The sequence below is a fragment of the Paenibacillus sp. FSL R7-0210 genome, from assembly GCF_038009085.1.
Lineage (GTDB): Bacteria > Bacillota > Bacilli > Paenibacillales > Paenibacillaceae > Paenibacillus_AQ > Paenibacillus_AQ silagei.
This window is the reverse complement of the sequence record NZ_JBBPAR010000001.1, coordinates 6,405,539-6,418,069: the sequence shown is the minus strand read 5'-3', so window position 1 is coordinate 6,418,069 and position 12,531 is coordinate 6,405,539. Positions and strand designations below refer to the sequence as shown.

Here is a 12,531-nt window from a genome sequence, read left to right as displayed (position 1 = left end):
AAACGGCGGATCGTGGCAGGAATTGAGGGCGGAATCCAGAATATCATAAAGACGAAATGACGATTTGCCGTGATTTTCCGGTAAACCTGATTTTCATTTATTTTTTGTATCCTAGGAGGAACTTCAAATTATGAACAAGACAGATCTGGTAAACAACATTTCCGAGAAAAGCGGACTATCCAAAAAAGACGTAGAAACCGTACTTAACGGAATGCTGGGCGAAATTACAGAAGCTCTCGCAAGCGGAGATAAAGTACAGCTGATCGGCTTCGGTACTTTTGAAACGCGCAAACGTTCCGGCCGCACCGGCCGTAACCCGCAATCGGGCACACCTATCGAAATTCCTGAATCCACAGTGCCGGCCTTCAAGGCAGGCAACAAGCTCAAAGAAGCCGTTAACTAATGCGTCTGGACAAGTTCCTGAAGGTCTCCCGTCTGATCAAGCGCCGCACCGTGGCCAAGGATGTGTCCGAACAGGGCCGGGTGTTGATCAATGGACGGGAGTCCAAACCGAGCAGCACGGTGAAGATCGGTGACGAGATTACCGTGCAGTTCGGCCAAAAGCTTGTGACGGTCAAAGTGGAAAAGCTGGTGGAAACCACCCGCAAGGACGAGGCAGCCGGAATGTATACCCTGCTCCGTGAAGAGCCAGTTGCCAAAAGCACGGGACTCGACTGGTAGCAAATTATTTCAGCATAAGGTTAAGAGGTATTCCTGAAGCCGGGAGACGGCGGAGCGGAATACCTCTTTTTTAAAAGATAAGAATTTATATGTTTTGGGGTCCCCGCAAAGTACCTGAGTCATCATCTAAGCTAAAGCCCCACTTTGTGGGGTTATTTTGTTGTTTTCACCTGTTCTATACCCTGTCCTTCCTTCATAGATTAGAACCAAGAAGGAGGGGTACATGCTATGATCGAGCCAACCAAAGTCAACAAACAGCATGATCTGCACATGCGCAGCCGCAAGCAGATTGAGCTTACCGGTGTGCAGAATGTGGAGAGCTTTGACAGTGAAGAGTTTCTGCTGAGTACAGAACTTGGTGAGCTGACCATTCGGGGGACTCATTTACATATCAAGAATTTAAGTCTGGAGAATGGAATGCTGTCCCTTGAAGGCAATGTTCATTCCCTGATTTATCTGGACCCCGGGGCGCAAGGCAAAAATAAAGGGATTCTCCGCAAGCTGTTTAAATGAATCCCTCCGTTCAATGGATCACCCTGCTCTATATGATTCTGTCCGGCATTGCCATGGGACTGGCCTATGACAGCTACCGGGTGCTGTCGCAGAAGCTGAGATTTCCCAATTGGCTGAATGCGCTGCTGGATTTGCTGTATTGGATAGGGGCGGCCCTGCTGGTCTTTCGCATGCTTTATGCCGGAAACCAGGGACAATTGAGGTTTTATGTCGTTCTTGGCCTCTTTCTAGGTGTATGGATCTATTTTTTGATCTTCAGTATTACGGTGCAGCGTTTTGTGGTAAGGTTAATTCAGTCAGTTCAGTATGTATGCAGGATGCTATGGCGGTTCATTACCATAGTCATCGGAGGTCCGATTCTCTGGCTGTGGCGCCTGGTTAAGGGAACAGTACTGCTGCTCGGCCGGGTCCTTCTTTATATTTTTAAGCTGCTGCTGCGTCTAACCAAGCCAATCTGGGTACTTCCTGTAAGGTGGGCCTCTCCGTATGCATCCCGGTTCGTTCATAGCGCCCGGATCGTGAGGATCACCGAGTGGATATCAGGGTGGCGGAAGCGCTGACCTTGAACCCTGGAACTGGAGGTAAGCTGAATGAACAGATTCTCTGCGGAAGAGAAGAATACGAACCAGAGTGCTTCGGCCGCAGGCGCGAAGAGAAGAAAGTTTATATGGATTCTTGTGATGGCTGTTTTCTTCGGCTGGGCCGGATTCACTTTCTTTGCCCAGAGCGCAGTAATCGCCGACAAGAGCGAACAGCTCGCCCGTAAGAAAGAGAACAGTGAGAGTGTAACAGCCACGATGAATCAATTGAAATATGAGGTCTCGCGGCTGAATGACGATGAGTATATCGGACAATTAGCGCGTAAATGGTACAATATGTATCCTGCAGGGGAATCCCCTATCCGTACCGAGCAATCCGGGCAATAAAAGCAGGCGAAAAGAGGCTTACGCTGTGTTGCCTTGCTTTGCTCTTTACTGTATAATCAAATCACCGCAGACAGGATGGACATTATATTCGTCTGTATATTTTTAAGGGAGGATCATTTTATTCTATGGCAATTGAAGTGGGCACCAAGTTAGAGGGCAAGGTGACAGGCATCACGCATTTCGGAGCATTTGTGGATCTGTCAGGAGGTGTCACAGGTCTCGTTCACATCTCGGAGATCGCCGATAACTACGTCAAGGATGTTAACGATCATTTGAAGATTGCGGATGTAGTAACCGTTAAGGTGATCAATGTTGACAAGGACGGCAAGATCGGACTTTCCATTAAGCAAGCCGTTGATAAGCCGGCATCGGAAGTACGTCCCCCCAGAGCTCCAAGACCTGAACGTCCAAGCGGTGGAGACCGTTTCGGCGGTGGTGGCGGCAGTGGCGGCGGCGGCGGTGGATTCAATCGTGAACGGGGTGGGCGTCCATTCAAGCCTGCAGCCGGTAAACCTTCATTCGAGGATAAAATGTCACGCTTCCTGAAAGACAGCGAAGAACGGATATCTTCGATCAAGAAGAACACAGAAGGAAAGCGCGGCGGCCGTGGAGCCAAGCGCGTATAATCTGAGTCTTGCACATCATAAATAACCGCAGGGGTGTTGCGCCCCTCGCGGTTTTTTTGTGTTTGTGCCCGCAGGCCGAATGTAGGCCAAAAACCGAACACCATCGGCAGCTTGGAGGCGCGTGAACCAAATGTAATCGGAAAACCGACTACAATCGGCAACGTGGAGGCGTACGGACCAAATGTAATCGGAAAACCGACTACAATCGGCAGCATGGAGGCGCGTGAACCAAATGTAATCGGAAAACCGATTACAATCGGCAATGGAGAGGTGTACGGAGCAAATGTAATCGGAAAACCGACTACAACTTGCTTGCAACGCAGAGTATGAGCAGCCCAGCCCGCCCCAGCTCTATACCGCGCGCCCAAGCTCCCGGCTATTTTTGTCGGGCTTTGAACAAATTGCCGACAGCATCTATGCCATTCTCACATAACTCTAGGGCAATCGCTGACGAATGTCCGCGCGGCCACTACCTGCAACCGGCAGTCTGACTGCGGCAGTCCGCAGCCGATCTTTTACCCCGTATGGGATTGGGGGGCTTTTCCACAGAATGTCGGGACAGGCTTTTTTGTCGGAAATTTTTTACAGATTGCTCTCCGTTTCTGACAAACTTTCTTAAGACCCCCGCTATATAATGAGAACCATAAAATTCATAAACGGGTGGTGCAGGGAATGAGTAAAAGCAATGTGGTGAATTTGCCGGAGTGGACAAGAGCAGGAAGCAAAGACAAAAATCAGAAAGAAGCCTTAGGTACACGCTTGAAGGTGTGGGGCCCCAAGCTGCCGGTTATCCAGTTCATCGCGGTCAAGAAGTGGGTGCTGCTGCTTAGCCTAATGGGCTTTTTGCTGGGACGGGCTATGATCCTGGATGAGCTTACCCCGTTTGCTGCTGCTTATTTCGCCGTCATTGTATTTATGCGCAGGGATTCCATGCTGCCTGTGGCCGCAGCCATCGTGCTCGGCAGTCTCTTCACCCCATTTCCGGGTGCCATCGTGGTAGCGGCAGAGCTGATTATTTTTTATCTGATCTACAAAGGGCTGGAGAACTTCCAGCGGGTGGATCTGTCTTATGCCCCTCTGATGGTGTTCGTAGCTTCGTTTATGGTGGGACTGTTCCAGGTCGTTATCGGTCCTTCGCTCACGTGGTATCCGCTGATGATGGCGGCCATTGATGCCATACTCGGATTCGTGCTGACGCTTGTATTCCTGCAGGCGCTTCCTTTATTCACCTATAAGCAGAAAAGCAGGGCACTCCGCAATGAGGAGGTACTCTGTCTGATCATCTTGCTGGCTTCCGTCATGACCGGCCTTGTCGGCTGGACCATCAACGGTCTATCGCTGGAGCATGTTTTATCGCGGTTTCTGATTCTGATCTTTGCCCTGGCCGGAGGAGCGCCGCTTGGTGCTGCGGTTGGTGTAGTGACCGGACTAATTCTCAGCCTGGCCGATATCGGAGCCATCTATCAAATGAGCCTGCTGGCCTTTTCCGGGATGCTGGCAGGCATGATGCAGTCCGGACGCAAAGGGGCGGTCTCCATCGGGATGCTGCTGGGATCAACGATTCTATCCGTATACTTCATGGGACCGGGCGATGTCATGAATTCTACCTGGGAGACCTGTGCAGCTGTAGTATTGTTTCTTCTAACACCTAAGGGGATGATTACTGCCATTGCCAAATATGTACCAGGCACAGCCGATCACAGCCGTTCCCAGCATGAATATGCCCGGAGGGTCCGGGATATTACAGCAGACCGGGTGACCCAGTTCTCGCAGGTATTCCAGCAGCTCTCCAGCAGCTTCGGGCAGATTCCCCGGGCCGCAGAGGCGGGCAAAAGCGACCGTGAGATGGAGGACTTTATGAATACGGTAACAGAGGGAGCCTGCGCCGGATGCATCCGGCGGACCCACTGCTGGGATGCCAAGTTCTATCAGACCTACAGGTATATGACGGACATGATGACCACGGTCGAGGAGTGCCCGGACATTACCGCTGCCCAGCTGCCGCCGGAGTGGAGCCGGATCTGCGGCAGGACGGGGGAGGTTCTTGAGGTGATGAAGGGCCAATATGAGCTATACCAGCATGATATGCGCTGGAAGCGGCAAATATACGACAGTCGCCAATTTGTGGCCGAGCAATTATCAGGCGTCTCGCAGGTCATGGAGGACCTGGCGAAGGAGATTAAGCGGGAAGGGCAGGCGATGTACCGGCAGGAGAGCCAGATCCGGGAGGCGCTGGAGAAGCTGGGCCTCTCCATTCACAGCATTGAGATTCTGAGTCTCGATCCCGGCCGGGTAGAGATTGAAGTCGTGCATGCCTACACCCGGGGCTTCGATGAATGCCGCAAAATGATCGCCCCGCTGCTCTCGGATATTCTGGAGGAGAATATCGCAGTGATCAGTGAGACCGCCGTCCATCCCCGCGAGGGCCTGTCGATGGTGACCTTTGGCTCGGCCAAGGCTTACGAGATTAGCTCCGGCGTAGCTGCCGCCGCCATGGGAGGCGATATGTTGTCGGGGGACAGCTTTAGTACGGTGGAGCTGGGTAACGGTACCTTTGCCGTCTCCATCAGTGACGGAATGGGCAACGGGGAGCGGGCCCGGATGGAGAGCAGCGCTGCGTTATCTATGCTGGAGAAGCTGCTGCAATCGGGAATGGATGAGAAGCTGGCGGTGAAATCCGTTAACTCCATTCTGCTGCTGCGCTCCCCGGATGAATTCTATGCGACAGTAGATATGGCGCTGATCGACCAGTATTCGGCGCAGACCATCTTCATGAAGATTGCTTCCGCTCCGAGCTTCATCCGGCGGGGCAGCGAGGTGATCCCTGTGACGGCCAGCAATCTGCCGATCGGCATCATCAAAGATATCGAAGTGGATCTGGTCACCATGCAGCTTCGCCCCGGTGATATTCTCATTATGATGACCGATGGTATTTACGATGCGCCCGGATATGCCGTTAATAAGGAGATATGGATGAAACGCCTGATTCAGGAGCTGGAGGGCGATGACCCGCAGGATATGGCGGACGAGCTGCTGGATAAGGTAATCCGCTATCAGGGCAATGAGGTCCATGATGATATGACCATCGTAGTCAGCCGTGTGGATCATTACCACCCGGAATGGTCCAGCCTGCATATGCCCGGCGTAGGCCGGATGGAGCGCCCGCGTACGGTTAGCTAACGCAGTTGCGATACGATTGGTGGGTATCACTTGAGTTTAAGTTTGATTAAGCTGAAAATGTTGTACGAAATGCAACCTGACGCTGAAGATACTTGGGTGTTGGAGTGGATTGCTGCATGAATTGCAAGATTTTTTACACTAATCTGCTTTAGGGAGGAGGATTCCTGCCTTTTGGTCAACAATTTCGTTATTTGAGTGGATTGATGGAAGGAATGTTGCATTTAAGGCAGGATTATTGGATTTGAGCGAGCCGAAAGCAAAGTGAGCGCTGAAAGGCCGGGTTTTGTCTTTAAATTATTCGGCGAGTGCATTCCAGTCACTCGCCAGCCCCTGCTCCTCTCCTTTTCAACCGCTGCTGGTTAGCGGACGAAAGTTGAGGTTGAAGGTTTATCGTAAAATAAACGGAATGGAGAGAATTTTGGAGCCGTAGAAGCGAAGCGTTCGCCTTTGTCTTCCGATTTCAACCGCGAGCTGCGGTACAATAAATCAAGAAATCGGAAGACAACAGCGATCGAAGGCCCAAAATTCTCGCAGAGACTCTTTTTTACGAGCTCATTCAGATCTAATCTTTCAGCGTTAGGCGGCGTTTGAAATCTCTCAACCTTGGCAATGCTAGTAACTAGACAAGGAAGGGAGGAACGGTCATGAAGCAAATTCTGCTGATCACGGACGGTTGTTCGAATGTGGGGGAGAGTCCGGTGCTGGCGGCAGCACACGCCCGTCAGGAGGGCATCACGGTCAATGTTGTAGGGGTCGTGGATTATGGAACCATCGGTGAGCTGGGCAGCCGGGAGATTGCCGATATTGCCAAAGCAGGAGGCGGGATCAGCCGGATCGTGGGAACCCCGCAGCTGGCCCAGACCATTCAGATGATGACACGCAAGACGGTGGTTCAGACCATTCAGCAGGCGGTTAATAAAGAGGTGCAAAAAATTCTCGGCGACGGCTCACTGGCGGAGCTGCCTCCGCAGCAGCGTTCACAGGTGGTTACCGTGGTCGATGAGCTGACCGAGACCTCGCCGCTGCGCATTGCGCTTTTAATTGATGCAAGCGCCAGTATGAAGCCGAAGCTTGGCGCGGTGGAGGACGCCATCCGTGATCTGGCGCTCAGTCTGGAGGCCCGGGAAGGGCGCAGCGAGATTGCCGTGTTCCATTTTCCCGGACGCTCCGGCAGTGAGGATGCCATGCTGGATATCGACTGGACCCGGAATGTGTCCGAGGTCCGCTCCCTCTTTTCCAGACTGAAGATGCGGGGGGCTACGCCGACCGGGCCGGCTATTTTCAAGGTGCTGGAACATTACCGGTATGATAAACTGGAAGAACATCGTAATTATCTTCCAGGGGAAGATGACGGGGCAAGAGAAGGGATGATTGATGGGTATGTCGTCTAATCCATCCTATCCGGCAGGCACAGTGATTACCGGCAAATGGCGGGGGAACCGTTATGTCGTGGAGCGTGTGCTGGGGAAGGGGGCAAACGGAACCGTATATCTGGTGCAGCGGGAAGGCCGACGGGAGCGGTATGCGCTCAAGATCGGATACGATACGCTGGAGCTGCAGTCTGAGATTAACGTGCTGACCTCCTTGCAGTCCTGCCGTAAGCGCAGCGAGCACCGGGCCCGCAAGGAATCGCCGCTATCCTCCTATCTGCTGGAATCGGATGATTTCAAGGACCGGGACCATACCCCCTTTTATGTGATGCGTTATGTGGAAGGAAGGCCGCTGCACCATTTCCTGTCCAGGAACGGTGCCTCCTGGCTGGGGCTTGTCGGAATGACGATTCTGGAGAAGCTGCAGACGCTGCATGAGTGCGGCTTCGTGTTCGGGGACCTGAAGCCGGAGAATGTCATGGTATCCAGCTACGGGGAAGCCGAGCTGATTGATTACGGAGGGGCAAGTCCAATCGGACGGAGCGTGAAGCAGTTCACCGAATGGCATGACCGCGGATTCTGGAATGCCGGCAGCCGGACAGGCGACCAGAGCTATGACCTGTTTGCTTTTGCCGTCCTGTGCCTGCGTCTGCTTAATGAAGAAGGGCTGAAGTCTGCCGCCCAGCAGCTGCCGCAGACAAGGAGCGTAGAGGAGCTGATGAAGCTGGCCCGGGAGCTGCCGGATAAGAAGCTGTCCTCCTGGCTATGCCTCGCGCTCAAAGGCGGTTTTCCCGGTTCCGCGCAGGCAGCAGAGATCTGGAGAAGCCACATCTACAGAGGACGGAAGACCGGACACGAGACGATGGCGACCCCGCGCTGGCTCAAAAATGCGTTCGCGCTGTCTTTATTTCTGCTGGCATTCACGCTATACTGGGTGTTCCGTTTCTGAGATCTGAAATCGTACATAATCCACAAGATGCTGACCGCCGGAGCAGGCCGTGTAAGGGATGGCAGGAAAGGAAGCCCCTATGGAGCACAGGAAGGAACTGGTGGAATCCGTAATGGAGGCTGCGGCTGAATATGAGCTGTGGGCGCCCCATGACACCATTGTAGTCGCAGTTTCCGGAGGGCCGGACTCTGTGGCTCTTTTGCGTATTCTGCATGAGATATCCCTGACCCGGATGCCGCTGACGCTGATCTGCGCCCATGTCAATCACGGGTTCAGAGCCGAGTCGGTTGAGGAAGCAGAGCTGGTCCGGGACCTCGCGGCCGAGCTGGGTATTCCCTTCGAGCTGGGCGAATTCGATATTCCGTCCATCATTAAGGAGAGCGGGCTTGGGCCGGAAGGGGCTGCACGGGAGAAGCGTTACCAGTTCCTGATTGCTACCGCACACCGTTATCAGGCGCGTTCGGTGGCGCTGGCCCATCATGCAGACGATCAGGCCGAGACGGTGCTTATGCGGCTGCTGCGGGGGAGCGGGCCTTCGGGCCTTGCCGGCATGCGCTGGAAACGGACCGAAAAAAAGGTGGAACTCATCCGCCCCTTCCTGCGTATTAACAAAACGGCTCTTGTCGGCTTTTGCCGGGAGGAGGGCCTGGCTTATGCGGAGGATACGACCAACCTCCTGACGCAGTACAAGCGGAATGCAGTCAGGCTGGAGCTGCTCCCTATGCTGGAGCAGCATAATCCGAGAGTGAGACAATCGCTTCTGCAGCTGGCTGAAATTGCCTCGGCGGAAGATGAATATATGGAGGCGAATGCGGCAAAATGCTTTGATGAGCTGGTTTTCACCGAGCATGGAAAATACACCTTGAAAAGAGCTGCCTTTGCGGCCATACCCTCCGCTTTACAACGGCGTTTGATTAAACTAATATTAAATTATCTGTCGGCGGATTCATCATTCATGGATTTTTCCAAGATTGAAGCAGTACGCCGGGGAACGCTGCAGGAATACCCTACCGTCTGGACGCTGGATATGGGTGGCGGTTATGTCTGCGTGCGGCAATATGATACCATTGTGTTCTCGTCCAAGCCCTTGACCCGGCAGGTAAGCTATACATACCGGCTGTCTTTGACTCATCCCCGGATTAAGCTGATGGAGATAGGAAAGGTTATGACGATGAGGGGGCTTGCGGGGGAAGTTTTTTCTGCACAGGAGGAGGATTACGGGAAGAACTCGGCTTGGTTTGACGGGGACGATCTTGTCCTGCCGCTCACCATTCGTTCCCGGTTGCCTGGAGATACCATAAGGGTTATGGGATTAAACGGAAGCAAAAAGGTAAAAGATATTTACATTGATGATAAAATACCTTCTTCCGAACGGCCTGCAATTCCCCTCGTATGTGATGCACTCGGCAATATCGTCTGGATTCCGGGCGTAAGGCGCTCGGTGCATGCCGCAGTTGGGCGGCACACGGCCTCAGTTCTGCTCCTGACCCTGGAAGACTTGGAACAGGGCGAAGAATCGTAATGGCCGAAGTAAGTCTTTCATAAGTATATCTTAGGAGGTTCGCAAGTTGCAGAATGATATTCAGGAAATCTTGATCAGCGAAGATGAAATTCAACAAAGAATCAGGGAGCTTGGCGCCCAGCTGAGCAAGGAATATGCAGACCGCACACCTTTAGTGATTTGTGTACTCAAAGGTGCGTTTATTTTTATGGCGGATCTGGTTAAAGTGATTACAGTACCCGTTGAAATGGACTTCATGGCGGTATCCAGCTATGGCGGTACAACCAAATCATCCGGCGTAGTCAAAATCATCAAGGATTTGGACACATCGGTTGAAGGCCGTGATGTTCTGATTGTCGAGGATATTATCGACAGTGGCCTTACACTCAGCTATCTGATTGACATGCTGCAGGGGCGCAATGCCGCTTCTGTCAATGTAGTCACTCTGTTCGACAAGCCCTCGGGCCGTGCAGTGAATCTTGAAGCCCAGTATACCGGCTTTGTGATTCCTGATGCATTCCTTGTAGGTTATGGACTGGACTATGCCGAGCTGTACCGGAACCTCCCTTATGTAGGTGTACTGAAGCCTGAGATTTATACCAAATGAACTACCCGACAGCCTTAGATCTACGGATCACTTTTCTGGATTTCCTGACAATTTGAGGAGTCCGGTCAGGCTATGGTACAATAACTTGAGCGTTGCGAGAGGAGGTAGGGGATGAATCGGTTCATCCGGAATTCTGGTTTTTATTTGATTTTATTTTTAGTCGTGGTGGGCATAGTCCAGTTTGTAAGCAATGGAAATGAATCCGCCGATCTCCCTAGATATGATGAGTTGCGGCAGGAGATCTCGAACAATAATGTGAAGAGCATGACGGTTCAGTTTGAGGGGAATGCATTTCTGGTTACTGGCGAATATAAAGAGCTGCCACCCGAGGCTAAATCGAAGAATTTCTCCACTTATGTTCCTCCTACAGACGAGGCCCTTAACGAGCTTGTGGCTGCCAGCGATAAGAACGGCATAGAACTTAGCCAAAAGAAAATGGAAGGTGACAGCATCTGGCTGACATTCCTCTCTTCCATGATTCCACTGGTCATCATGTTCATCCTGTTCTTCTTCCTGTTCAATAATGCACAGGGCGGCGGCGGCAAGGTGATGAACTTCGGCAAGAGCAAGGCCCGGTTATATAATGAAGAGAAGAAGAAGATCAGCTTCGAGGATGTTGCAGGAGCTGACGAAGAGAAGCAAGAGCTGGTTGAGGTTGTTGAATTCCTCAAGGACCCCCGCAAATTCGCAGCGGTGGGTGCCCGGATTCCGAAGGGGGTACTCCTTGTAGGTCCTCCGGGAACAGGTAAAACCTTGCTGGCCCGTGCAGTTGCAGGGGAAGCGGGCGTTCCGTTCTTCAGCATCTCCGGTTCCGACTTCGTGGAAATGTTCGTCGGTGTCGGCGCATCCCGCGTACGTGACTTGTTCGAGAACGCGAAGAAGAACGCTCCTTGTATTATCTTTATCGATGAGATCGATGCTGTGGGACGTCAGCGCGGCGCAGGACTTGGCGGCGGACATGACGAACGGGAACAGACCCTTAACCAATTGCTCGTTGAAATGGACGGCTTTGGCGGCAACGAAGGCATTATCATTGTCGCGGCTACCAACCGCGCAGATATTCTTGACCCGGCGCTGCTCCGTCCGGGACGTTTCGACCGTCAGATTACGGTTGACCGTCCAGATGTGAAGGGCCGTGAAGCTGTACTGAAGGTTCACTCCCGCAACAAACCGCTGACCAAGGATGTAAGACTTGACGTTATCGCCAAGCGTACTACCGGCTTCACTGGTGCCGATCTGGAGAACCTGCTAAACGAAGCGGCATTGCTTGCTGCACGCCGTAACCGCAAGGACATTACGATGCGTGAAGTGGATGAAGCGATTGACCGTGTCATCGTCGGTACCGAGAAGCGCAGCCGCGTCATCAGTGACCGCGAGAAACGGATTGTCGCATATCACGAAGCAGGCCATACCATTGCCGGCTACTTCCTTGAGCATGCTGATGTGGTTCACAAGGTTACCATTATCCCGCGCGGCCGTGCCGGCGGATATGTTATTATGCTTCCTAAGGAAGACCGGATGATCGTAACCAAGCAAGAGCTTCTGGATAAGGTTACCGGATTGCTTGGTGGACGCGTTGCTGAAGAAATGTTCATTGGCGAAATCGGCACAGGCGCTTACAGTGACTTCCAGCAGGCTACGCGCATTGTGCGTGCGATGATTATGGAATACGGAATGAGCGATAAGCTTGGGCCCTTGCAGTTCGGTGCAACCCAAGGCCAAGTCTTCCTGGGCCGGGATATCGGACATGAACAGAATTACAGTGACTCCATTGCTTATGAGATTGATCAGGAAATGCAGAACCTTATCCGCAGCAGCTATGAGCGCTGCAGAGAGCTGCTGACCAAGCATTCCAAAGAAATGCACCTGATTGCCAACACCCTGCTTGAGAAGGAAACGCTGGAGCTTGATCAGATCACAGAATTGATTGAGCAAGGCTACCTGAGCGAGGATGGCAAGCCAGAAGAAGGCGAGGCCATTACCAATGAAGCGGGCGAGCCGATCATTGATTCCATCGGTGATGTGCGTGTCCGGATTCAAGGCAAAACTGGCGAGGAATCCCCATTAGACCTGTCCAAGGATATTCCGAACAAGCCGGACCCAGAAGAGGGCAACGGACCGGATGACGGGAATAAGGGCGGCGGAAGCCTGGTCTAAGCTGTATCGCAGCAAATTGTG

At 52.6% G+C, this 12,531-nt stretch carries 12 protein-coding genes; all 12 read left to right on the top strand.

Translation table 11 applies throughout. From position 1 onward, the window contains the following. Positions 1–130: 130 nt before the first annotated feature. The 12 genes from MKY64_RS27150 to ftsH all read left to right on the top strand — a co-directional run bounded on the left by MKY64_RS27150 (position 131) and on the right by ftsH (position 12,510). Entirely contained in the window at positions 131–403 is a 273-nt protein-coding gene (locus tag MKY64_RS27150) for an HU family DNA-binding protein (protein WP_076082787.1), read from the top strand. Next, positions 403–681, top strand: coding sequence for an RNA-binding S4 domain-containing protein (locus MKY64_RS27145; protein ID WP_036723951.1), 279 nt, complete (start codon positions 403–405; stop codon positions 679–681). The genes MKY64_RS27150 and MKY64_RS27145 overlap by 1 nt, the downstream gene beginning before the upstream one ends. Before the next feature lie 228 nt (positions 682–909). Then, a complete protein-coding gene (yabP, locus tag MKY64_RS27140) occupies positions 910–1,194 on the top strand; it encodes a sporulation protein YabP (RefSeq protein WP_340956906.1) in 285 nt (94 codons plus the stop codon). Continuing rightward, entirely contained in the window at positions 1,191–1,754 is a 564-nt protein-coding gene (gene yabQ / locus MKY64_RS27135; RefSeq protein WP_340750462.1) for a spore cortex biosynthesis protein YabQ, read from the top strand. The genes yabP and yabQ overlap by 4 nt, the downstream gene beginning before the upstream one ends. Before the next feature lie 30 nt (positions 1,755–1,784). Further along, on the top strand, positions 1,785–2,120 hold the full coding sequence (locus MKY64_RS27130; protein WP_036723947.1) for an FtsB family cell division protein: 336 nt from the start codon (positions 1,785–1,787) through the stop codon (positions 2,118–2,120). Between the two features lie 125 nt (positions 2,121–2,245). Then, positions 2,246–2,746, top strand: a complete 501-nt coding sequence (locus MKY64_RS27125; protein WP_036696437.1) for a S1 domain-containing RNA-binding protein — start codon at positions 2,246–2,248, stop codon at positions 2,744–2,746. A 672-nt stretch (positions 2,747–3,418) separates the two neighbouring features. Next, the gene (gene spoIIE / locus MKY64_RS27120) at positions 3,419–5,926 is read left to right on the top strand and encodes a stage II sporulation protein E (RefSeq protein ID WP_340956904.1); all 2,508 of its coding nucleotides are present in this window, start codon (positions 3,419–3,421) and stop codon (positions 5,924–5,926) included. A 644-nt stretch (positions 5,927–6,570) separates the two neighbouring features. Then, positions 6,571–7,317 carry a hypothetical protein gene (locus MKY64_RS27115; protein ID WP_036723943.1) on the top strand — a complete coding sequence of 249 codons (747 nt, stop codon included), beginning with the start codon at positions 6,571–6,573 and terminating at the stop codon, positions 7,315–7,317. Continuing rightward, a complete protein-coding gene (locus tag MKY64_RS27110; protein ID WP_442792623.1) occupies positions 7,307–8,245 on the top strand; it encodes a serine/threonine protein kinase in 939 nt (312 codons plus the stop codon). The genes MKY64_RS27115 and MKY64_RS27110 overlap by 11 nt, the downstream gene beginning before the upstream one ends. Before the next feature lie 79 nt (positions 8,246–8,324). After that, positions 8,325–9,767 (top strand): tRNA lysidine(34) synthetase TilS, encoded by a 1,443-nt coding sequence (gene tilS / locus MKY64_RS27105; RefSeq protein ID WP_036723992.1) that lies wholly within the window; start codon positions 8,325–8,327, stop codon positions 9,765–9,767. Positions 9,768–9,813: 46 nt separating this feature from the next. Continuing rightward, positions 9,814–10,353 (top strand): hypoxanthine phosphoribosyltransferase, encoded by a 540-nt coding sequence (hpt, locus tag MKY64_RS27100; protein WP_036723938.1) that lies wholly within the window; start codon positions 9,814–9,816, stop codon positions 10,351–10,353. A 111-nt stretch (positions 10,354–10,464) separates the two neighbouring features. Continuing rightward, a complete protein-coding gene (ftsH, locus tag MKY64_RS27095) occupies positions 10,465–12,510 on the top strand; it encodes an ATP-dependent zinc metalloprotease FtsH (protein ID WP_036723935.1) in 2,046 nt (681 codons plus the stop codon). Positions 12,511–12,531 lie beyond the last annotated feature (21 nt).